Consider the following 23,170-nt stretch of genomic DNA (forward strand, 5'->3'; position numbering starts at 1 on the left):
TCCGCCGCTGCCGCCATTCCCAGTCCGGAATACAATGCGGTCGCCACAATCCCAACTATGGTTGCTGCTGCTTTGCTACTCATATCTCCCCCCACCTGGTCGCTGATTGCCAATGACGAAAATCCTTATCCAAAGCGGATATAGAAACCTTGATAATTACCGGCTTTATCAGCTTCTTCCGCGGAGAAATCCAAGGTCGCTCCGGTTGGGCATTAAAGATAATCGGACTCTCTTATCCGGTATCAAATCGTATTGCGCAACGCACCGCGAAACCTTGATAAATGTCAACTTTCATGAAGGTTTTCGGAAAAAACAGACTTGGGATCATCGCTTGACTAATCTCGCGCTATAACGCTATTGGCGCCGAGCAAGGGGTGCGCACGAGCAGCTTGATTGCCGCTCAAGAGACAGTTCTTGCCGGATGACGAAGGCAAAGCATTAGCGACGCGTAACTTCAGGGATGAATGCTGAGGCAGGTGACTTTACGGATGAGTCTCGAGTCCTGGATGGTGAAGCGGGAAACTCCTTTCAGCTTTTGTGTATTATTCGACTAAGGATATTTCCGTTAGCCCTTTCCAAGGCGCCCACGCTTATGTTCGAGCCACCAAAAACCAGGCGGGGCTGTCCCGGCATGCAAATATTCAGTCGAACCGTAACGTATAAAGCACATCTATCGCATTATCAATACCCGCCCTCGTGACGAGATTGATTCTGGGGGTAAGGGTATAGGTAAGTTTGGTTACGCCGACCACAGCCGTCAGTCCTTGTTCATAGCTGATATAGGCTCGCGTCGAAAGCCGTTTGCCGACAACGCCGACCTGCCCCATCAAGGCATCGCTTCCCGCCTGCTTTATGGTTAGCTCATCCACGCCGATCGCCTGGCTGATCTTGTCCGTGATGCCCCCCGATTGCCCGCCCAGAATAGACGCGGCCGCAGCGAGCAACAATGATGCATCCGCCTTTCCTCCAGGGGCGCGGCCCAGCGCGATCCATGAAAGTTTCTCGAGATCGGGCACAAGCGGGGTAGATACCAGTCGTACTTTAGGTTGTCGCACGCTTCCGGCCACTTCGACGCCGGCCTCTACCGGCAGCCCCTTGCGCACAGCAAGCACATTTAGCGCGGGATCGTTAATTGGTCCCTTGAAATCGACGATACCCCGCTCTACCGCCAGACGTTGGCCATAAGCTTCGAAGCTGGTATCGCGCGCAGCGATAGTGCCAATGGCTTGCAATCGATGCCCCGGCTCGCCGCGCAGGCTCAACTGGCCGGCCAGTCTTCCCTCGAGACCTGACGCATGGATATAGAATTGATCGCCCAGATCCAGGTTGGCCTCCATATCGACCCGCAGGCCCTTCCGGTCGGGCTGATGGTCAGTGGACGCTCCTCCGGTAACGATGACATCATCCGGCAAGTGCGGGCTACCGGCTGCTGGCTGGGCAATTAACCCCACGTTTGCGGCAAGGCTGCCCTTCAAGGTGAGCATGTTGTTGGCCAGGCTGGCACGGCCATTTCCCGAAGCAATGATCCAGCGATCCGGTCGCTGTGCCAGCGGCACGAGATCGGCGATAATTTCCAGATTACCGCGTTGCCCCTTTAAATCCATCATGCCCGATGCGCTCAGGCTACCCGGTCCCTTGGCGAGCTTCAGGTTTTTGAGCAGTCGGTCATTGGGCGGGGGTACATGGGGGGCGGTAAAATTCAGAACCTCCATATACAAGGATTCCTGGTCGAAGCTCGCCGCCAGCTTTCCCTGCTCAAGCCGCACGCCCTGCTCCAGCAGCGCCAACGCCAGATCGTCGCCGTGTATCTGCCCTTCCAGACGCGGACTGCCGAAAGTTCCGACGACATCCGCTCGTAAGGCAAGCCGCCCCCCCGTCCTTATATTGTCATCGAATGCCGGTCCAGCCCAGGAAATATCATCCATATCGACGAGTAGATTTCCGGTGAGGGCTGCATCGGGTAGTACAGTCCAGTTCATGGCAGACTCGGCAGATCTTGTGACAGGCATGGAGATTGAGGCACTCGCCTCACCCAGGCGCTTTCCTCTTGCTTTGAATTCTCCCGCTAATCTCCCGTCTACGGCCTGGGCTGCGAGCTGGAGCGTCTGCAAACCCAGTGGCAGCGGCGAGTCGCCCGGCAATATCCAATCGCCGCTTTCACGTGCAATGTTAAGGCTGCCCACCAGCCGCGTCCCCGATGCGATATCCCATTTGCCGCCCAGCCGAAGCACCTCATTATCTTTCGACCCGATCTTGACTGCATCGGCGCCAGGGCGCAGTCCAATCCCGGTAAAATAACCCTTACTACTCCATTTTTGAGGCGTCCACTCAATTCCGTTGATCTGCGCGATTCCGCCGGCAACGATAAACTTTGCTGCGCCAAACGATACGTGCCTGGCGCTAATACCCAGCGGCGCCATACCTGCCAGCTGAAGGGAAAATCGGCCGGTTCCCGACAGTTCGGACACTTCTCCCAGCCATTGCGCATCTTCCCACTGCTGAACCGGCTTGTTCAATTCCCCCGCTGCTCGCAGCGCCAGACTCTGTTGGTCATTCAGGCGAGCCGCTATCCGCACTTCGTGCCGCGATCTTTTACCTTCCACTTCCAGCCTCAGATTTTGCAACATCGTTTTGGTCTTTGTTGCATAATCCGCCGCCGTTATCGTTAATGCGACGATGTCGCCATGCAGGCTGCCACTGGCCCCAATGGCGCCAAAATGGTGCTCGCCTGGAAGTGCGAGATTATTTCCTTTTGCATTAAACGTCATATCCGGCCATTGAAATCCACGTTCTGAAAAATCGGCAGAACCGCTCTCCAGCACCACTTTGGCAGTAAGGGAGCCGCTGAATCCGTGCCCGATCTGTACAAGAGCCGGTGCGGCAAGCTCAACCTGCAGCTGGTCGCCCTTGCGGCCGAAGCCTCCGCGCGCGGTGACATGATTGCTGCCGAGCCGCACCTCGACCTCACCCTTGGCTCTACTGAAACCTGCAATTTCGACCCGACCATGGCCACTCACGGGCTGTTTCGCCACGTGACTGTTCCCCATCTTGAAATTTATTGTGCCTGCGGGGCCAGTCACTGTCCCGCCTGCCGCTTCGGGTTCCAGTTCGCCCGCCAGCTCCACCGCCGCGTTGAGGCTGGTTTGCGGCGCCTGTGCAAATGCGGAAACATCGAAATTCTGGAGGCTGCCTTTGAAATTAAATGCCTGTGGCCCACTTAGCCCAAGTTTGCCTAGACCTGCAAGCCGGGACCGGCCATGGCTGAGGTGCAGCTTATCCAGCGTCAAGGCGTCACCTGCCCGTACCACATGGGCGTCCAGAGACAGCGTCCTGTCGTGAAGCGACAGAATAGCGTTTTGATTCTGCATGTCGCCGCTGAGCTTTACCTTACCATTCAGGCGCGCCGGGCGCAGGCGCGTATCAAGCCTGGCGGGATCGATGCGACTGATTATCAGATCCGCTGATCCTGTCGCGTCCTTAAGCTGCCAGGCAAGGCTTCCTGAAACGGTTCCCCCACCTGTCGTCATCAACGTCAAATCGTTGAACTGGAGCAATTCGGCAGATAGTATCGGTTGCGCACGCGCCTGAACCACAGGTAAGCCGCCCTGGTTAAGCGGCTTTGGCGCATTGTTCTCTGCGAAAATGCTGCCCGCAAGCTGCCCGGCAGCGACCTCGTGCAAATTTGCCTGCACCGTAAGACTCGCTGCTGGCGCATCGGCAGAAAAAACATGCGGATCAAGCCCGCTCACAGACAAGCCTAGGCCGGCGATAAAAACAGGACCATAGGGCTGTAGTTGTGCTTCGCCCTGCCCTGTCAATCCCCCGCCGCTCCCTTTCGCCGTAATATGGAGCCGCTCCAGGTTGCCTTTGATGATCGCGGAAATACGCGAACCGCTGGTTTCAATCGTCGGGAAATCGAAATTCATAAACTCGGCCAATTCTGCCTCGGCATGCAGATCGAACGGCTTGGTACCGTCCAACTGCCCCGACGCGATCAGCCTGCCGAATTCGAGGTTGATGCGCAACCCGGATAACTGATGCCTCCGGCCGTTGCTTTCCAACCCTGCCGTGAACTCTGTCGCCACAAATGCGGGCCTGCCGCCCTCTTCATTCATTACGCGTAACGTACCAATATGGAGTTTGTGCAAAGACAGCGAAAAAGGTAATTCCAGGCTTGCGGGCAAAGATTTTGGTTGCGAAGAGGGTGGCGAAACTATCTCCACTTCTTTCGCGGATAGCGCTGTAATCTTCAAATGGCCCGAACGCAACTCACCGGGTTGCCAGTTCAGTTGTACATCTCTTGCAATGACAACCAGATCATCATTCGCAAAGCGAATGGTCCTTGCGGTAATTGATTCGGAAAGCGCTCCATCCAGTCCTTCAAGCGAGAGCTTGCCGCCGCTGATATGGGATACTGCTGATGCGAGGGATTTCAGTCCCGAAGTGCTTGTTGATAGCCAGAGACCGATGCCCGCGGTCAGGATAATGAGGGCAGCAAACACTAGCGCCGTCCATTGCCATTTTTTCATAACTGATTTTTCAGTTTGGCCTTCGTCTGGAAAGTTCGGCATAGCGTTTTTTTAGAACGCCACGGCGATCGAAAAATGCAGGCGTAATTTGCCGTCACGTTGCCCGCGCGCGAGATCGAGCGCCAGCGGCCCAACGGGGCTACGCCAGCGGACACCCCCTCCATATCCAACCGCAAGGTCAAGCTGACGTACACTATCGGCAGCGTCACCGATATCGGTAAAGACGGCAGCGCCCCACTCACGCGTGAACCAGTGGTTGTATTCAATCGTACCAGTGGCCAGGGCTCGGCCGCCCACTATGGCTTCACCCTCGCGTACACCCAAACGCTGAAATGCATAACCTCGCACCGACTGGATGCCACCCGCGCGGAACAGGTATTCCTGAGGGATGCCGAAGCGCGATGGTGAAAACGTATACCCCAGTTCTCCGCGCAGCAACAGCACGTCGCGTTTCCCGATGGGGTACCAGAATTGGTGTCTTATATAGGTGCGCAGAAAATCTTGATCAGATAGCGCCTGTTTGCTTCCACCGCCGATACGCAGTTCCGTTACATTGCCATCCCGCGGAAATAAAGGGTCGTCCACCGAACGATAGCGTAACTGCCCGTCCAGTACCAAAGTCTGGTTTATCTGGTGCAGGCCTCCTGTTGGCGCCCGGTCTTCCCGTTGCCAGTTAAGCGCGAAGCGGGTTTCCGTTTTGTCATGCAACTGATTACGGCTTATGCCCACCTTTTCGCGTACGGTTTCCAGTTCCTGAATAAAAGTTCTTTCGGCGCCTGCTCCCAGGGAAAACCAGCGGCCGGCCTGGTCCCGCATGCTTTCGACGGTGGTAGATAGAGTTTGACGCTTTTGTTCCAGCCGCAATCCGCCATTCAGCAGTAACGCACGGTCCAGAAAATTATTGTTGGTGTAATTGATCTCGCCTCGCCCGCCGGTATTGGAACTGTAGCCCGCCCCAACCGAGACGCGCTGCGATTGAGCCTCCGATAAAACGACCTCCACCGGTGCTGCCTGATGCGTCACTGCATCAGGTTTAATGTTGACGGCTGCTGAGTTGAACTGCGGCAGGTTTTGCAGTTTCGTCTGGAATGAGAGCAACTGGTCTCGTCGATAAGAATCGCCAGTTCTGAACGGAGCCAGTCCAGTTATCAGCGTGCGATCGTAGCGGCTGAGCCCTTTTATCTCCAGATCCCCAAAGCGGAAAGCAGGACCGGAGTCCACTACAACCAATAGCCGCGCCTCATGAGTATCGGAATCCACCTCCGCCTTGCTTTCCTCTATCTCCGCGGCGGCATAATCCTCCGTCGCCACGCTGGATAAGAGTATTGCTTTGGCTTCTTCCCACGCTGGCGAGCGAAATGGCTGACCCGCGCCCAGGGACCAGGCAGCTCGCAGCTCTTCGATACGAGCGCGCCGCCCGGGCTCATCAGCTGCCAGATCTCCCCTGAATTCGATATCGACCTCAGTAACGAGGGTGCGGGGTCCCGGCATGACTTCCAGCACCGGGATTGTCGTGGGGGTGGTATGGGGCGTCGCCGAATGCAAGGTTATGGTCGGTGTGAAGTAGCCTTCGGTCGCGAGCAACTCGCTTATCTGCTTCCGGGCCCGGCGCATGAAAGTCGCGCGGTCGGTTTCATCGACCAGTTGCGTAATCGGCAGCTGAAAATGTGTTTTCAGCAAATCACGCAACGGCTCCGGGGCCGAAACAGTGACCATCGGCGGCGTGTTTTTGGCGACGGACTGCTGTGCACTGACGGCGCCGCTATTTCCCAGCGTGAAAAGGATGAGCACCAGAAGCCGTGGTGATATCCGTATTCGCGCCGGGTGGAAATAAGAAAAGGATTTCGCAACAGACATGGACGAGGGCGGGCTGTTTGAATACGCTACCAGAGCCCGCGAAAAATAAGTGAATCTGGACGGTGAATTGAGAGACTGGCGTATGCCCCTACAGCTGTTTATCGAGCTGGGAGCCAGCAATACCATTGATTTCTATGCAATTTCGCCTATGCTTCTATTTGGCGGTCCAGGCGGACTAACAAAGTAGAACTCATTTAGTGTTTCGCCGTCAAGCCGAGGGGTCGCAGGGCCGCTCATTGAGTGCGCCGTTCTGGCTAACGAAATAAAATGCAGTTTTAATCCTGTATGCCCTGTGCTGAAGCGACTTTTTTGTGCATATCATGCATACGCCATGCGCAAACCTTCGCGCGGCCCGCGCCATGCTGAACAAACCCTTTGCCGAATTGTCTCTAGGCACAAGCACTTTGCAATGAGGAAATGGTATGGATAAGATAAAACAGATGGGAAATCCCATAGACAAGAAAACACAAATCAATTTCTGGTACGTCATTATTGCGATACTCGGCATTCTGGTTGTACAGAATATGTACACGAAATACACAAAGGTTGAGCCAATCCCTTACAGCCGCTTTCATGAATTGCTCGATCAGGACAAGATCGCGGAGATCGCGATCACCGAAAATCATATTTACGGCACGCTCAAGAACGAAGGCGCAGATGGCATAAAGGATTTCGTTACCACGCGCGTAGAGTCCGAACTGGCTGATAAGCTGGATAAGCACAACGTTACTTATACCGGAGTGGTTCAGAGCACGTGGGTTCGGGACTTGCTGTCCTGGCTCCTACCGATGGCTATTTTTGTCGGAATCTGGCTATTTATCATTCGACGCATGAATCCGGGGGGAATGAGCGGCGGCCTGATGTCGATCGGCAAAAGCCGTGCCAAAGTATTCGTGGAGACAGAAACCAAAGTCACCTTCACGGATGTCGCCGGCGTCGATGAAGCAAAAGAAGAATTGGTGGAAATCATCAATTTCCTGAAGGACCCCAAAGAGTATGGCCGCCTGGGCGGACGCGTGCCCAAAGGTATCCTGCTGGTGGGACCGCCCGGTACCGGCAAGACGCTCTTGGCCCGCGCGGTCGCAGGCGAGGCGGGTGTCCCGTTTTTTTCCATTTCCGGCTCCGAGTTCGTCGAGATGTTCGTCGGCGTCGGCGCTGCCCGAGTGCGCGATTTATTTGAGCAGGCACGACAAATGGCGCCCGCCATTATTTTTATCGATGAGCTGGATTCACTGGGGCGAGCTCGTGGCGCATATGGGATGGGCGGGCACGACGAAAAAGAACAAACACTGAACCAGTTATTGGCTGAGCTTGATGGTTTCGATCCAAAAAGCGGCGTGGTGCTTCTGGCCGCAACCAACCGGCCCGAGATCCTCGATCCCGCATTGTTGCGGGCTGGGCGGTTCGACCGCCAGGTGCTGGTGGATCGGCCGGACAAATTGGGCCGTGAACAGATTCTCGCCGTTCACCTGAAAAAAGTGTCGCTCGATACCAATGTCAAGCCTGAGCAGATCGCGGCGTTGACCCCGGGCTTCACTGGAGCAGATCTGGCGAATCTGGTCAATGAAGCGGCCCTGCTTGCAACCCGGCGATCCGGTACGTCAGTAACAATGGATGATTTTAATAACGCGATAGAGCGCGTCGTTGCCGGCCTTGAGAAACGCAACCGTCTGCTTAACCCCGAAGAGCGGCGCGTCGTCGCATTCCATGAGCTAGGCCATGCTCTGGTAGCACTGGCCTTGCCAGGCACTGACGAGGTGCACAAAATTTCCATCATTCCCCGCGGCATCGGCGCACTGGGCTACACGATCCAGCGTCCCACGGAAGACCGGTTTCTAATGAGGCAGGCCGAGCTGGAAAACAAAATGGCCGTACTGCTGGGCGGCCGCGCGGCGGAGCAAGTGGTATTCAGTGAGATATCGACCGGCGCATCCGATGATCTTATCCGCGCAACGGACCTCGCGCGCGCGATGGTGCTGCGCTACGGCATGAGCGACGCCTTGGGCCACGTCGCCTATGATCGCGAACGATCGACTTACCTTCAGCCCGGCATACCGATGCCTCAAAGCCGGGACTATAGCGAGGAAACCGCAAATGCGGTCGATAGCGCCGTGCGCACGCTTGTCGATCATGCCCTGGAACGCGCAATTGGCGTTCTAACGGTTAACCGTGCGCTGCTTGATCGGGCCGCTGACGAACTGCTCAAGACCGAGACCCTGAACGAGCCTCAGATAGAAGTGTTAAAGCGCGAGATAGTCGCGCAAATCGCGCCTCCGGCGATAGCCTGATGTCGAAGAAGAGCCGATAAGCGGGACGGGTTTCGTCTAGCTTGCCAACCCTCATCATTTTTTTAAAAAATATAAAAAATATTTTATACGCGAACGCTGATTCATGTATACTCGCCGCTTCGATGAAAAGCCCCTACTGTCTTTCCGGGTTTTTATCGGTTCATCGTTCCTGACCTCTCTTCGATTTTCAAGCCTCCAACGGAAATTGTGCGGTACCGTGGTTAGCGGCGATGTCTTATATGTACGCTTGCGCCAACGGTATTTTGCCCATCAATTTCGGCAACCTTTTCTGTTTGCGCGCGTTAAAGCGCTTCTATGAGTCCGGGTTTCTGGCCGAGACAAGCGCAAAAGAAATTGCTCCCTGCATGTCAATAACTGCAAGCAGCAAAACTTTTGATCATGCTCCGTTTGGCCTCGAACCTCGAATTTTTATGAGGTGCATATTTTTTCACTTAATAGGAAAAAAACAACGTGTCTTTTGAAAATCTGAATCTACACCCGCTTATCCTCAAAGCTATTATCGACTCCGGCTACACCACACCCACCGCCATTCAGGAACAAGCCATTCCCGAATTACTGGCTGGTCACGACATCATGGCTTCCGCCCAGACGGGTACAGGCAAAACTGCTGCATTCATGTTGCCGGCGCTGCACCGCCTTGCCACGCCATCCAGTGTACACAGCCGTGGACCACGCGTGCTGGTCCTGACGCCGACGCGCGAGCTCGCACTTCAGGTATCCGAATCCGCTGCCAAATACGGCAAGCATCTGCCCCGCGTCAGGGTCGTGAGCATTCTTGGCGGCATGCCATACCCGCTGCAAAATAAACTGCTTTCGCAACCGGTAGATATTCTGGTAGCGACGCCTGGACGGTTGATCGACCATATCCAGCGGGGCCGTATCGATTTTTCGCGCCTGGAAATGCTGGTGCTGGACGAAGCCGACCGCATGCTCGACATGGGCTTTATCGATGATGTGGAAAGAATCGCTTCCGCTACGCCGGCAACTCGCCAAACCCTGCTGTTTTCAGCCACCCTGGATAGCGCGATAGACAATGTCGCGGCGCGGCTGCTGAAAGCCCCGAAACGCATTCAGGTTGCGGCACAGCAGGCGCGACTCGATAATATCGAGCAACGGCTGCATTATGTCGACGACCTTTCTCACAAAAATCGACTGCTGGATCATCTTTTACGTGATCTGGCCTTGAAACAGGCCATCGTCTTTACCGCCACCAAGCGCGATGCAGATACGCTTGCAGATAACCTTTCCGCCCAGGGCCATGAAGCCGCGGCATTACACGGCGACATGAATCAGCGTGATCGTACGCGTACGCTAACCAAGCTGCGCGGCGGCGCACTGCGGGTGCTCGTGGCAACCGACGTAGCGGCACGTGGAATCGACGTGGTAGGCATCACCCACGTCATCAATTTCGATCTGCCAAAATTTGCTGAAGACTATGTGCATCGTATTGGTCGCACCGGCCGTGCCGGCGCATCAGGGATCGCAGTATCATTTGCTTCGGGCAAAGACGGCATTACCTTGAAAAAGATCGAACGCTTCACCGGGCAGCGAATCGAATCGCACGTGGTGCCTGGTCTTGAGCCCCGATTCAAGCCGCGCACCGGAACGGGTGGCGCGCCCAGCGTCGCCCATAAGCGCAATCGCACATGGGCGAACGACGGCGGACGCTCCAGCACTCCCAATAGTGCCAACGGAAACTGGGATAATAGCCGCAGCCGTTCGTTTGGTGATAATCGTACGGGTACGCGGAGTACTGCAGCGGGAAATACATTCAGAAATAGCAGCGCTCCCGGATCTCACTTCAGAACCAAATAACAGATCACGTTTAATGTGAATGGCCCGGATTCAGCGGTTTCAACGCTGAATCCGGGCCGTTTTCATTAAATGGTACAGTTCCCCGATATGCCATACCAGTTGCCAGGGTATGGCAGCATGGCACGAATAAATCGTTCTCTTATTCTGGCTGGTTACGCATGAAATCGGCAGTCTGATAGAAAGCCTTGGCGAGATTTTTGCACAATTCCTCGTCCAGCCCAACGTCCGCCATGGCACGATTCATGCAACCCAACCACTGGTCACGCTCCGGAGCGGCTATGGGGAAAGGCTTATGGCGGGTTCGCAGGCGCGGTTCGCCATGTTTTTCGGTATACAAAGATGGACCGCCTGTCCAACCGGATAGAAACATGAACAACTTGTCTCTCGAACTGGCCAAATCTTGCGGATGAAGTTTACGTATGCCGTAATAGTCCGGGTCCTCATCCATCAGGTCGTAAAAGCGGTCTACCAGGCGACGAACAGCTGTTTCACCACCCATCAGTTCATAAGCTTCTACAAGATGCACTTCACTCTCCTATCTTATTCTTCAACCATCAGTCGCTATACAAGCGCTACGACAAGCGTGCAACGCGCGGCCCCGGCCGTTCCTGTTTTCCCGGCAGTGGCTCGCGTTTTCCAAGCATGTGCAGGATACAGTAAACGCCGGCGGCAGCAAGCAGATGCTTTGCCGTATGACCGCTTATCAAATGACCGAGATCATAAATTTCCTGATCCTCGAGTTCCGCAAGCTTGGCAAAGCCATAGAACGTAAGCACCACGTAAATATCAGCGCCGCGGGTATATCTCGACCGGAAAAAAATGGCAAGCAGAAGAACCGCCAGCAATGAATAGAACTGTACGAAGACGTAAAAGTTCAGATTGCCGACGCCATGCTGTTCACTCCAGTGCCAATGCACCACCGTTCCTGCTCCAATCGTGATCAACACAGGCAGCAACCGCGAGCCCAGCTTTGGATTGACGCGCTCGTTGAGCGCTGCGGCGAGCAGTGCGGTTATACCGATGGCAATCGGTAGCCGGTCCCACATCAGGCGGTCGTTATCGGGCATCAGGTGATAATAACCTGAGCCAAAGCAAGTCATTGCCACGCTCAGGAAAAGAATCAGGTAAGGCCAGCGTTCGCGCGACTCGATGAAAACTTCAGCTACCTGCGACCGGCCAGCGCGCAGTATAAGCAAAAACTTCAAGCCGGCTATTCCAACAAACAGAAAGGCAATATTTGAAAATACATTTAAAAAATTGGGAATGCCGAAATAGGCGCGCGCATCGGCAAACTGATGATATTTTAGGGGCTGGGGAATAGGCGGCACAATCGCTGCAATCAGGAACATCCCGCCCGAAAGAATACCCAGCCACCACAACCGGGAACGCATCCGATCCTCCATGCCCTTTCTCCCGAGATATATCCACTGCAGCGCTTCACCGCCGCATTTGCGCAACCGCTTCCTCCACCCGTTCCACTGCAATAACCTCGATGCCGGAAATTGCCTGCTTCGGCTTGTTGGCCTTGGGAACGATAGCCTGAACAAAACCCAGCTTCGCGGCTTCTTTCAGCCGTTCCTGGCCGCGCTGGACCGGACGTATTTCTCCCGCCAGCCCGACTTCACCGAACACCACCGTTTTTTCTGGCAGCGGCTTGTTCTTGAGTGAAGAAACAATAGCCAGCAATACCGCCAGATCTGCACCCGGCTCTGTGATTTTCACACCGCCCACCGCATTGACGAACACATCCTGATCAAAGCATGCAATGCCCGCATGGCGGTGCAATACCGCCAGCAACATCGCCAGGCGATTCTGTTCCAGCCCCACGCTGAGCCTTCTGGCATTAGGCGCATGTGCCTCATCCACCAGTGCCTGGATTTCCACCAGCAGCGGCCGGGTGCCTTCCTGTGTCACCATGATGCACGAGCCCGGCACCTGTCCCCCGTGGTGGGAAAGAAACAGAGCCGAAGGATTGCTCACCTCGCGCAAACCTTTTTCGTTCATGGCGAACACGCCAAGTTCGTTCACCGCGCCAAAGCGGTTTTTGAAAGCTCGAATCAGGCGAAAACTGGAATGGGTGTCGCCCTCGAAGTAGAGCACCGTGTCCACCATATGCTCCAGCACGCGCGGACCGGCCAACGCCCCTTCCTTGGTGACATGGCCCACCAGAATGATGCACGTGCCGCTTGCCTTGGCGAGCCGCGTCAGTTGAGCGGCGCACTCGCGCACCTGGGCGACCGAACCCGGCGCCGACTGCAGCGCGTCGGAATAAATCGTCTGTATGGAATCGATTACCGCGACATCCGGTTTGCGTTCCGCCAATGCTGACTGGATTTTTTCCAGCCGTATTTCGGCCAAAAAATGTATCGCCTTTGCATCCAGGGTCATGCGTTTTGCCCGTAGCGCCACCTGCTGCGCCGACTCTTCGCCGCTTACATACAATACATTGGCCGTGGCGGATATCTGCGACATATGACATAGTGCTTGCAGCAGCAACGTTGATTTTCCTATTCCCGGATCCCCCCCTAGCAGCACCACACCGCCATGCACCAGGCCGCCGCCCAATACCCGGTCAAATTCGGCCATGCCGGTGGAGTAACGCGGCTCTTCCCCCGTCTTCACCCCGCTCAAGCTTTGCACCTGTCCTGTTTCGGATACCGGCGTAAAACGGGTCACGGCTTTTTCGGCGATTGCCTCGACCAGTGTGTTCCATGCCTGGCAATGCGGGCACTGCCCCTGCCATTTCAAGGTCTGGCCGCCGCACTCGGTGCAGGAATAGGTGGATTTGGGTTTAGCCATAGAAAATTATTTTGGGCGGAATGGCTCCGCAGTTTGTGGATAATCCTGTCATTTCACAATTCCGGAAAATACGTTTTGAATAAGTAAATTGATTTATTAATGCCATGGTCTATATATAGCAATTGCGCTTATATTACAAAAATTATTCGTATTCGATGAAGGACGCATTACCGTCCTCATCAGCGATCAGGCAAACCCAAGCGTCACGTGCGGATCTGCCGGGCAAAACTACGTGGTCCCGTAAGCGAAACCAACGGTGCGCCGATTGACGCTATATAATCCATTGGTCGTCAATAGCAACAACGCGGTATTTTCTTATAGCCGGGGTTTCCTGATGAGCACGTCCCCCAACGATAGCCCCTCGAACATCTCGATTCCCGGCGCGTACTCGCCGCTCAAGTTACAGACGTTCAGATTTTTCTGGCTCGCATCTCTCGGTTCCAATATCGGTACCTGGATCAATGCGGTAGCCTCCGGCTGGGTGATGACCGACCTTTCCCCCTCCCCAGTAATGGTGTCGCTCGTACAGGCGGCGGCATCATTGCCGATGGTACTGTTCGCGCTGGTCGCCGGCGCGCTCACCGATATCGTCGACCGACGCCGCTATTTGCTTGCAACACAAATATGGATGGCGCTTGCCGCCGCCACACTGGCTTTCCTGTCCGCCATCGATCAGCTCGATGCCTGGTACCTCTTGATCCTGACCTTCGCCATGGGCATCGGGGCATCGATGGCAACACCTGCAATGAACGTCACCGGTCCCGAGCTTGTTCCCAGAAACCTGCTGCCGCAGGCCGTCGCCCTGAGTTCGCTATCGATGAATCTCTCGCGCTCCATCGGCCCGGCCATTGGCGGCCTTTTACTGTCCCAGCTGGGGCCGTGGGCGGCCTATAGCCTTAACGCAATCTCGTTTATCGGCATGATACTGATGTTGTGGCACTGGAAACCTGAACCGGATGAGCGCTCTCTGCCGCCTGAGCGCTTCTTCCAGGCGCTGCGCGCGGGATTGCGCTATGCACGCATGGCCTCACCGTTTCGCGCGGTTCTGATCCGCGCCACAGCTTTCATTGTCTTCACGATTTCCGCATGGGCGCTCCTCCCGCTGATTGCGCGCAATGAGCTCGCGGGCGGTCCGGCAACCTATGGATTCCTCCTGACCTTTGTCGGCATTGGCGCGGTTGGTGCCGTTATTAGTTTACCGAGGCTTCAGGCGCATGTCTCGCGCGACCGCCTGGTACTTGTCGCGAGCATAGTGTATGCGTTGACCGTCGTAGCCTTGGCGACGATCCGGAGCGAAGCAATATTGTACGGAGTCATGCTGGTTTCCGGCGCCACGTGGGTCACTGTCCTGTCTTCGCTGCAGGTCGCGGCGCAGATCTCGGTGCCCACCTGGGTTCGGGGACGTGCGTTATCGCTCTACATCATGGTGATCTCCGCCGGAATGGCGCTCGGCAGTCTGCTATGGGGGTGGTTTGCCTCGGAAGCTGGCATTCCGGCAGCCCTGGTGGTCTCGGCTGCGGGCGCCGTGGCGGCAGCACTGGCTGCGCGCGGATTCAGCCTGGGTGCCCAGGAAGCACCTGACTTGGCGCCATCTGATCATTGGGCGCCGCACCCGCCCGCCGCTGCGGAACTTGACCGGCGCCGGGGCCCGGTCCTGGTGACTATCGAGTACGAGGTTGCGCTAGACCAGCGCGTTGCCTTCCTGGATGCGATACAACCGCTCGGCGCATTACGCCGCCGCGATGGTGCGTTTGCCTGGGGCATCTTTGAGGATATTACCGTGCCCGGCCGCTACATCGAGCTCTTCCAGCATGACTCATGGCTCGACCATTTGCGTCAGCATACGCGTGTCACGCGCGAGGATCAGCGTGTTCAGGAAAATGTCCTCCGCTTTCACACAGGTAGCAAAGCCCCAACTGTTTCTCATTTTGTGGGCGGTGCACCAGCGACGCTCACGGATAGGTCAGTTGCGGCGAGCCCATAAAAGAGCGGACTTGCCTTGCTGCCAGCCTGTCGCGCTTGAAGAATCGCAGCGAAAAAGTGACTGGTGAGGGCAGATGGTGCCGATTTTGAAGGCCAATAGTTATTCTATTGGTCGAAAAAGCGGCAAAATATGAACCGCCCAAATGCTTTTGCGCTTTTGCGCTTTTGCAGCCGATTTCCTTTAAATTCGATAGGCTGCCAGGTTCGTGCTTCGGTCTCGTCGACTGCGGGTGCGTTCGCCGCAGCCGTTTCCCTGCCCTTATTTTCGTTATCCACAAGGAGAACAAACCATGCTAGATATACGTCACGCCCAGGATCGCGGCCATGCCAATCTCGGCTGGCTGAATTCGTGGCACAGTTTTTCTTTTGGGGATTACTACGACCCCAAACATACGCAGTTTCGTGCGTTGCGCGTAATCAACGATGATACCGTCGAACCGGGACGTGGTTTTGGTACGCATGGCCACCGCGATATGGAAATCGTCAGCTATGTGCTGGAAGGCGCGCTTGCGCACGAGGACAGCATGGGCACCGGCTCCATTATTCGTCCAGGCAGCGTGCAGCGCATGAGTGCAGGCACGGGTGTGCAACATAGCGAATTCAATCCCTCCCAGAGTGAAAAAGCCCATTTTCTGCAAATCTGGTTCTTGCCCAACAAGACAGGAATTTCCCCCAGCTATGAAGAAAAATACTTTGACGACACCGAGAAGCGCGGGCGGTTAAGATTGATTGCTTCGCCGGATAGCGCTGATGGATCCGTAAAAATTCACGCCGATGCGAAGCTATTCGCCGCGCTGGTGGATGACGGCGAACGGGTTGAGCAAACTATCGTCCCGGGTGGCTATGTTTATGTTCACGTCGCGCGCGGCGAGGTATCGCTGAACGGTACCCGCTTGCACGCAGGCGATGGCGCAAGTCTTATCGATGAAAGTCACCTGGTTCTCGATCAAGGCCAGAAAGCGGAGGTACTTGTTTTCGAGCTGGCATAGCTGACAGAGCTATAAAGGTAGAGGGCAGAGGGGAAGGGGCTGCAAGTCCAAACGACTTGAGCCAAAATGGCGAATGCTGGGCGGAGGATGAGCCCAAACTGTACCTTACCTCAACCAGCGGAATCCGCTTGAAAACGCGGTGTGCGCCGCTTAAACAAGCTGTGTATCAGGTTGCCACTGGATCACTATACCCGGTTCTCCCGCCGTCGCCTGAAAATCGGAATTCACGCCGATTCCCGGTACGCATACGAGATGTTCCCCACTGAATATCAGCGGCAGCATTTCCCGCTCCCATGATGGGAGCGATGCCTCGCGTAAAAGATTCTTGAGGCTGCGGCGCGGGCGTTTTCGATCCGGCTGCAAACGCTCCCCGCCATGTCGCGGACGAATCGTGACCGGATGCTCTGAGAGTTTTTGTAGATTGATCCCCATGCCTCTATCGTGCGCGAATATAAGCGTACCGCCGAGCTCGGCAATGATCAGTTGCTTTTCTCCATGCCATGGCACCTGCCAATCCACGGCTGGCAATTCATCAGGTCTTGAGATGTCCCGGTTGCGCACGTGAACCATGCCTCTGAAGCAGCGAACTTCGGTATTGCCGAAAATCACCCGCAGTTTTGCATCTGGGCGGGAGGACAGCAATTGCCGCAAGATTTCTTCGAGCTTTGTCGTGCTGGGGAGTATCGCGCCCTGCTGCGCCAAAGTGTAGCGCAACAGGTTTCTGGCCCGAGGAAAACTCAATTTACGCAAGTCTTCAATGTGAAGTCTTCCAGGGACAATGCATTCCCTGCTGTCGGCCTCGGCTAATTCATCCAGCAGGGCGGATGCCTCCGCCATATGCCGGCTTGCGCGCAGGAAAGTTGTGCGATAAGAAGGGAAACGCTTTTCCAGTAGAGGGAAAAGCTCATGGCGCAGGAAATTCCGATCGAAAGATACATCTTCGTTGCTCTCATCGGTGACCCACTGCAATCCATTCTTTCTGGCATAATCTTCGATCTCGCGCCGGGACACGTCAAGTAATGGTCTGAGTATTCGCGGCCTGTCATCCAGCGGCGCCGACTTCCCGTCAACGGCTTCTAATCCTTGTTTACCGTTTGCCTGCGCCAGATTCCTGACGACCGGCATAGCCCCCAAGCCCTTCACACCCGCTCCGCGCAGCAATTGCAGCAACAGGGTTTCAGCCTGGTCGTCCAGATGCTGGGCCAGCACCACATAATTGGCTTCGATTTTTTCGAATATCCGGTAGCGCTCGTCACGAGCCAGCGCTTCCAGGCTGACGCCTGGTTCCCGCCTGATTTTCAGTTTGGCAACTTCAAGCGGAATGCTTCTGGATCGGCATAGATCCCGGCAAAATTCGCTCCACCTGTCTGTGTTGGCGCTAATGCCGTGGTTGACGTGAATGGCCGAGAGCGAAAACTGCATTTCAACCGATACCGGGATCAGCAAATCCAGCAGCACGACCGAGTCCACCCCGCCGCTCAACGCGACGGCCAGACGATCTCCTGGCTGAACTTGTTCATGCAGCACATTCTCAGTCCTGCGCGAAATGCTATTTGATTTTGACTTCCTTGAATTTGCCATATCCCATCAGCCGCTCAAAACGTTTCTCCAGCAATAATTCCGTGGAGTAGCCTTGTAACTGCTTGAGCGATTCCTGCAATGATTTCCTGGCGGACTGCATGGTAGCCAGATAATCGCGATGCGCTCCGCCTGGTGGCTCACTGATGATCTTGTCAATCAACCCCAAGGTTTTGAGGCGATGAGCGGTAATGCCCATGATCTCGGCAGCTTCCGGCGCCTTGTCCGCGCTCTTCCATAAAATGGAGGCACAACCTTCAGGAGAGATGACGGAGTATGTTGCGTATTGCAGCATCTGCACCACATCTCCCACCGCCACTGCCAGCGCCCCGCCAGAACCGCCCTCGCCGATAACCGTGCAGATCACCGGCACTTTCAGTTCCGCCAGTACAAAAAGATTTCGTCCGATAGCCTCTGACTGGCCGCGCTCTTCCGCGCCGATGCCCGGTGACGCGCCCGGCGTATCGATGAATGTGATTAAAGGCACGTTGAATTTTTCCGCCAGGCGCATCAGGCGCAATGCCTTGCGATAGCCTTCAGGCTGGGGCATGCCAAAGTTGCGATGAATTTTTTCCTTGGTGTCGCGTCCTTTTTGCTGTCCGATAACCATTACCGCCTGCCCGTTAAACCGTGCTAATCCGCCAATGATGGCGTAATCATCGGCAAAACTCCTGTCCCCGTGAAGCTCTTCAAAATCGGTGAATAGATGCTGGATGTAATCAAGCGTATAAGGACGCTGTGGATGCCGGGCGACCTGCGAAATCTGCCATGGAGTCAGCTTGGAATATATGCTGTTCGTCAGTGACTGGCTTTTCTTTTGCAGACGCAGGATTTCAGCCGAGATATCCACCGCTGAGTCGTCTTGTGCAAAACGCAGTTCTTCAATTTTTGCTTCAAGCTCAGCGATGGGCTGCTCGAAATCCAGGAAGGTAATTTTCATGCAACACGGGCGTAAATTTAAAAACGTAATGATACAGGATCATGCGGCACCCCAAAAACGCATTCCGGGTAAAGAATGAAAACGAAAGCAATTCGGGCCCTACCTGCACCGGGTTCGAACGAATCTTCAGCATTTTTTCGTTTTATTTTCAAGGCAGGTGTCTCAATAGCAGAGGCCTTCTTTATCGAATATGTCGTGTACGGGATGCAGGAACGGTCACAAGAAATTCATAGGAAATTTACGGAGAATTTCGCACTTGACTTTATTTTTGGCAGATAATTAATTTTATTTGTAATGTTTCTGATCCTTTTAAAAGCGAAATCCTGAATGGACCGCACTTCAGAACAGAGAAACCGCGCGATGTTTACCGTAGTCGGTATCCTGTTATTGGCCATTCTGAACTTGGGTGAGGTGCATGCGAATAACTTGGGAAACCTCTTCAGGGAAAGCGGTATGCAGGTCGGCGGCTGGATTAATGGTGGAGCGACATACAACGCGAATAACCCATCCGATGGGTTCAATGGTGCCGTCACTTTCGCTGACCGGGCCAATCGATTTCAGTTGAATCAATTTAATTTATTTATACAGCGTGCCGTGCCATCGGAAGGCACAGAATGGGATCTCGGTGGCCGTTTCGATTTTCTGTTCGGTACGGATGCTATTTATACCCAGGCTTTCGGCATTTCCGCTTTCGATGAGAATACCGGCGCGCCCTCGGATAGGGGGAATTGGGATCTCAATTTGTGCTGTAAATCGACACGCACTTATGGCATAGCGCTTCCGCAGGCCTATCTGGAGGCATACGTGCCGATCGGTAACGGCCTCAATATCAAGGCTGGGCATTTCTACACGCCACTTGGTTATGAAACCGTTCCCGCTCCCGATAATTTCTTTTATACCCATGCATACATCCTTAACAGTGGCGAGCCGTTTACCCATACGGGCCTGTTGGGCAACTATACAGTCAATGCCAACTGGTCACTTCTGGGTGGCGCAACCACAGGCAGCGCAACGGGCGGTTGGGATGGAGGTTTTGATAAGCAACTGGATAACTGGGGCGGCTTGGCTGGCGTGCTTTGGACGAGTGACGACAAGAGAACCGCTGCGAATGTCGGCGGCACCTATGCGCAGACAGCGACAAATGAACCCTGGATCATGTATAGCGTCGTGCTACAGCACAGGATCACTCCTAAAACTCACCTGGTCGTGCACCATACGCACGGCTGGGCCAGCAAGATTTTCCTGGGGAACGAGATCAAGAATGCTGAATGGTACAGCATCAATACGCACCTGACCTATAACCTTCTCAATGACTTATCTATTGGCATTCGCGCCGAACGCTTTACCGATAGAAACGGTTGGCGTGTCTTCTCACCCTACCGGATACTTTCCGCAACCAACAACAGAGGCATTAGTTATGCGGGCAACATCCCGTTCATCGGTGCCCCCGCCAATTATTACGCAGTTACGCTGGGTATGAACTGGAAACCAGCCAAGAGACTGAAAGTGGACTGGAAGCCGATGCAGAAGCTCAATGTTCGCCCGAACATCCGTTATGACCGAGCGGATGGCATAGACATGGCATTCCGGCCATTTGACGGCAGGAAGGACCAATTTTTGTTCTCGCTGGATGCCACGATCCCATTTTGACGCATGCATGTATTTACCGTTAGGGCGGCTCAGTTGACGGCTGTATCAGTACTCCTCGCAAAATACGTGTAAAATGGAGGGTTTTTCAAATCCTTTTTCAGGCATATTACTTTGATCACCACAGCCAATATTACCATTCAATTCGGGGCCAAGCCCCTGTTCGAGAATGTCTCGGTCAAATTCGGCGACGGAAACCGCTATGGTCTGATCGGCGCCAACGGCAGCGGCAAATCCACTTTCATGAAAATCCTCGGGGGCGACCTTGAGCCGTCTTCCGGCAATGTCAGCGTTGATGCTGGTGAACGCGTGGGAAAATTGCGCCAGGATCAGTTCGCTTTCGAAAACTGCCTGGTAATCGACACCGTGATGATGGGGCACGATGAGTTGTGGCGCGTAAAACAGGAGCGCGACGCGATCTATGCCAACCCGGACGCCAGCGAAGCGGAGTACATGCATGCGGCGGAACTTGAAGCGCGATTTGCCGAGCTGGACGGGTATTCGGCCGAAGCGCGTGCCGGAGAATTATTGATGGGAGTGGGTATCCCGTTGCCCCAGCACACGGGCCTGATGAGCGCGATAGCGCCCGGATTCAAATTACGCATACTGCTGGCGCAGGCGTTGTTTGCCGATCCGGACATCCTGCTGCTGGATGAGCCTACCAACAACCTCGATATCAACACTATCCGCTGGCTTGAAGACGTCATCAACGCCAGCAAGAGTACCATCGTCATCATCTCTCATGACCGCCATTTTTTGAACAGCGTCTGCACCCACATGGCCGATCTGGATTATGGGGAGATCCGCATCTACCCCGGAAACTACGACGATTACATGACCGCGTCTACGCAGGTGCGGGAGCGTATGCTGACCGACAACGCAAAGAAGAAAACGCAGATTGCGGAATTGCAGTCGTTCGTCAGCCGCTTTTCCGCCAATGCTTCCAAAGCACGGCAGGCCACCAGCCGCGCGCGCCAGATCGAGAAGATAAAACTGGAAGATGTAAAACCTTCCAGCCGGCAGTATCCCTACATCCGCATTGACGTGGACGAGCGTGAAAAGCTGCATCGTCTCGCGGTGTCGGTGCAAAGCATCGACAAGCAGTTCCCTGGCATGGAAAAGCCGCTACTTCACAAATTCAGCCTTAACGTCGAGGCCGGCGAGAAAATCGCCATCATCGGCCCCAACGGTATCGGTAAGACCACGCTGCTGCGCTGTCTGGCCGGGGATCTGGCGCCCGATGCAGGACAGGTGAAATGGACGGAGAAGGCTCGCCCTGGTTACTTTGGCCAGGATCATGCCGCTGACTTCGAAACGGACATGTCGCTCACAGACTGGATGACGCAATGGCGGCGCCAAAACGATGATGATCAGGCTGTGCGCAGCGTGCTTGGAAGACTGCTGTTTTCCGGCGATGAAGTAAAAAAGTCAGTGACGGTAATTTCGGGAGGAGAAGAAGGGCGGATGTTGTTTGGTAAACTCATGTTGCAGAAAAACAATGTATTGCTCATGGACGAACCGACCAACCATCTCGACATGGAGTCCATCGAATCCCTCAATGCCGCATTGGAAAAATATACGGGGACATTGATCTTTGTCTCCCATGACCGTGAATTCGTATCCTCGCTGGCAACTCATATTATCGAAATGAAGCCGGATGGAATCAATGATTTCAAGGGTAGCTATGAAGATTATTTGAGGGGAAGTCAAGTCGCCGTACCCGACAACTCCGGCTCCCGGAGCGGTAACCCGGCACCCAAAGAAAAAATCCGCGCTTCATCCCGATGACCTGTTGTCCGCGCCCGGCAGCGCGGCGCGGTAACGCTCCCAGTCGAAGCAGGGACCCGGATCCGTCTTCCGGCCCGGCGCGATATCCGAATGCCCGACAATACCGGTAATGGGATATCTGCTCTGAAGCGTTCGGGTGAGTGCTGCCAGAGCCTGGTATTGGAGATCGGTAAAAGGCGTCGTATCACTGCCCTCAAGCTCTACACCGATGGAAAAATCATTACAGCAGCTCTTGCCCTGCCAACAGGATTCGCCCGCATGCCAAGCACGTTTTTCGCACGAAACAAACTGGATAGTCTCGCCGTTTCGCCGGATAAAAAAATGCGCAGAAACCGTAAGGTTGCGAAGGGCCTGATAGTAAGGATGAGCCTCCGGATCAATCCTGTTGGTGAATAATTGGATCACGCCATCACCGCCAAATTCTTCCGGCGGCAGGCTGATGTTATGGATCACTAGCAGGCTTATCTCACAATCAACGGGACGTTCGTCGCAATTAGGGGAAAGAATAAAACGTGTCCCGTCCAGACAGCCCACCGCATCAATTTTCATCCGATGGCTGCCTTTAGATGCTGCTCTCACGCTTGGACCTTGCTCGCATCGTCGGTTTTGGTCACGTAGCGCTACGACTGCAAATGCAACCGACGATGCTCATCGCTACAAAAAAACTTGCCTTCTGAAGCGATACTTTCACTTCTGGGCAAATGTACACCGCAATGAATGCAGCGCACCATGTCCTCACCTTCAATTGATGACGACTCTTTACGCGCCTCTTCCCGCTGCTTTTTAATCGCGCGTCGATAACTCCGTATTACCCAGATGAAAAATACAACAATAAGGGCAAAGAATAACAGTCTACCCAACGCGTAATCTCCGCTTCAGTATCAAGATTTGTCGTGTATGTTAGTGAAAGGCTTGTCGTCACATTCTACTGCTTGG

15 protein-coding genes are annotated in these 23,170 nt (G+C 54.7%); 6 read left to right on the top strand and 9 right to left on the bottom strand.

Annotated elements, in window-relative coordinates:
- Nucleotides 1-641 precede the first annotated feature (641 nt).
- Complete coding sequence (locus BUA28_RS14125) at nt 642-4,529, bottom strand: translocation/assembly module TamB domain-containing protein (protein WP_072768762.1); 3,888 nt, start codon at nt 4,527-4,529, stop codon at nt 642-644.
- A gap of 51 nt (nt 4,530-4,580) precedes the next feature.
- Nucleotides 4,581-6,320, bottom strand: a complete 1,740-nt coding sequence (locus BUA28_RS14130) for an autotransporter assembly complex protein TamA (RefSeq protein ID WP_256598340.1) — start codon at nt 6,318-6,320, stop codon at nt 4,581-4,583.
- 518 nt (nt 6,321-6,838) lie between these two features.
- Here BUA28_RS14130 and ftsH point away from each other — a divergent pair.
- Nucleotides 6,839-8,674, top strand: a complete 1,836-nt coding sequence (ftsH, locus tag BUA28_RS14135) for an ATP-dependent zinc metalloprotease FtsH (protein WP_218124783.1) — start codon at nt 6,839-6,841, stop codon at nt 8,672-8,674.
- Nucleotides 8,675-9,145: 471 nt separating this feature from the next.
- Nucleotides 9,146-10,510, top strand: a complete 1,365-nt coding sequence (locus tag BUA28_RS14145; RefSeq protein WP_072768765.1) for a DEAD/DEAH box helicase — start codon at nt 9,146-9,148, stop codon at nt 10,508-10,510.
- A 139-nt stretch (nt 10,511-10,649) separates the two neighbouring features.
- Here the strand turns inward: BUA28_RS14145 and BUA28_RS14150 are convergent, their stop codons facing one another.
- The 3 genes from BUA28_RS14150 to radA all read right to left on the bottom strand — a co-directional run bounded on the left by BUA28_RS14150 (nt 10,650) and on the right by radA (nt 13,309).
- Nucleotides 10,650-11,009 (bottom strand): group II truncated hemoglobin, encoded by a 360-nt coding sequence (locus tag BUA28_RS14150; protein WP_072768805.1) that lies wholly within the window; start codon nt 11,007-11,009, stop codon nt 10,650-10,652.
- 73 nt (nt 11,010-11,082) lie between these two features.
- A complete protein-coding gene (locus BUA28_RS14155; RefSeq protein ID WP_072768806.1) occupies nt 11,083-11,913 on the bottom strand; it encodes an alkaline phytoceramidase in 831 nt (276 codons plus the stop codon).
- A 34-nt stretch (nt 11,914-11,947) separates the two neighbouring features.
- Nucleotides 11,948-13,309 carry a DNA repair protein RadA gene (radA, locus tag BUA28_RS14160; protein WP_072768766.1) on the bottom strand — a complete coding sequence of 454 codons (1,362 nt, stop codon included), beginning with the start codon at nt 13,307-13,309 and terminating at the stop codon, nt 11,948-11,950.
- A gap of 334 nt (nt 13,310-13,643) precedes the next feature.
- Between radA and BUA28_RS14165 the strand changes: the two genes are divergently transcribed.
- Together BUA28_RS14165 and BUA28_RS14170 are read left to right on the top strand one after the other, a co-directional pair.
- Complete coding sequence (locus BUA28_RS14165) at nt 13,644-15,293, top strand: MFS transporter (protein WP_072768807.1); 1,650 nt, start codon at nt 13,644-13,646, stop codon at nt 15,291-15,293.
- 289 nt (nt 15,294-15,582) lie between these two features.
- Entirely contained in the window at nt 15,583-16,281 is a 699-nt protein-coding gene (locus BUA28_RS14170) for a pirin family protein (RefSeq protein WP_072768767.1), read from the top strand.
- A 150-nt stretch (nt 16,282-16,431) separates the two neighbouring features.
- On the opposite strand, the gene tilS is transcribed toward BUA28_RS14170, so the two are convergent.
- Nucleotides 16,432-17,808, bottom strand: a complete 1,377-nt coding sequence (gene tilS / locus BUA28_RS14175) for a tRNA lysidine(34) synthetase TilS (RefSeq protein ID WP_256598341.1) — start codon at nt 17,806-17,808, stop codon at nt 16,432-16,434.
- A gap of 22 nt (nt 17,809-17,830) precedes the next feature.
- On the bottom strand, nt 17,831-18,799 hold the full coding sequence (locus BUA28_RS14180; protein WP_072768769.1) for an acetyl-CoA carboxylase carboxyltransferase subunit alpha: 969 nt from the start codon (nt 18,797-18,799) through the stop codon (nt 17,831-17,833).
- 327 nt (nt 18,800-19,126) lie between these two features.
- On the opposite strand from BUA28_RS14180, the gene BUA28_RS14190 reads away from it, so the two are divergent.
- Both BUA28_RS14190 and BUA28_RS14195 read left to right on the top strand, forming a co-directional pair.
- Nucleotides 19,127-20,449 (top strand): porin, encoded by a 1,323-nt coding sequence (locus BUA28_RS14190; RefSeq protein ID WP_072768771.1) that lies wholly within the window; start codon nt 19,127-19,129, stop codon nt 20,447-20,449.
- Nucleotides 20,450-20,560: 111 nt separating this feature from the next.
- On the top strand, nt 20,561-22,234 hold the full coding sequence (locus tag BUA28_RS14195) for an ABC-F family ATPase (protein WP_072768772.1): 1,674 nt from the start codon (nt 20,561-20,563) through the stop codon (nt 22,232-22,234).
- Here BUA28_RS14195 and ampD read toward each other — a convergent pair.
- Both ampD and BUA28_RS16335 read right to left on the bottom strand, forming a co-directional pair.
- Nucleotides 22,223-22,783 (bottom strand): 1,6-anhydro-N-acetylmuramyl-L-alanine amidase AmpD, encoded by a 561-nt coding sequence (ampD, locus tag BUA28_RS14200; protein WP_072768773.1) that lies wholly within the window; start codon nt 22,781-22,783, stop codon nt 22,223-22,225. The genes BUA28_RS14195 and ampD overlap by 12 nt on opposite strands.
- Before the next feature lie 71 nt (nt 22,784-22,854).
- Complete coding sequence (locus tag BUA28_RS16335; RefSeq protein WP_072768774.1) at nt 22,855-23,094, bottom strand: PP0621 family protein; 240 nt, start codon at nt 23,092-23,094, stop codon at nt 22,855-22,857.
- Between the last annotated feature and the right edge of the window lie 76 nt (nt 23,095-23,170).

The organism is Nitrosospira sp. Nsp11 (assembly GCF_900142705.1).
Lineage (GTDB): Bacteria > Pseudomonadota > Gammaproteobacteria > Burkholderiales > Nitrosomonadaceae > Nitrosospira.

Bases quoted from the DNA above. Each gene is read 5' to 3' on its own strand.
- BUA28_RS14125 (WP_072768762.1), bottom strand. From the start codon at position 4,529: ATGAAAAAATGGCAATGGACGGCGCTAGTGTTTGCTGCCCTCATTATC.
- BUA28_RS14150 (WP_072768805.1), bottom strand. From the start codon at position 11,009: ATGGGTGGTGAAACAGCTGTTCGTCGCCTGGTAGACCGCTTTTACGAC.
- BUA28_RS14155 (WP_072768806.1), bottom strand. From the start codon at position 11,913: ATGGAGGATCGGATGCGTTCCCGGTTGTGGTGGCTGGGTATTCTTTCG.
- radA (WP_072768766.1), bottom strand. From the start codon at position 13,309: ATGGCTAAACCCAAATCCACCTATTCCTGCACCGAGTGCGGCGGCCAG.
- BUA28_RS14165 (WP_072768807.1), top strand. From the start codon at position 13,644: ATGAGCACGTCCCCCAACGATAGCCCCTCGAACATCTCGATTCCCGGC.
- BUA28_RS14170 (WP_072768767.1), top strand. From the start codon at position 15,583: ATGCTAGATATACGTCACGCCCAGGATCGCGGCCATGCCAATCTCGGC.
- BUA28_RS14180 (WP_072768769.1), bottom strand. From the start codon at position 18,799: ATGAAAATTACCTTCCTGGATTTCGAGCAGCCCATCGCTGAGCTTGAA.
- BUA28_RS14190 (WP_072768771.1), top strand. From the start codon at position 19,127: ATGGACCGCACTTCAGAACAGAGAAACCGCGCGATGTTTACCGTAGTC.
- ampD (WP_072768773.1), bottom strand. From the start codon at position 22,783: ATGAAAATTGATGCGGTGGGCTGTCTGGACGGGACACGTTTTATTCTT.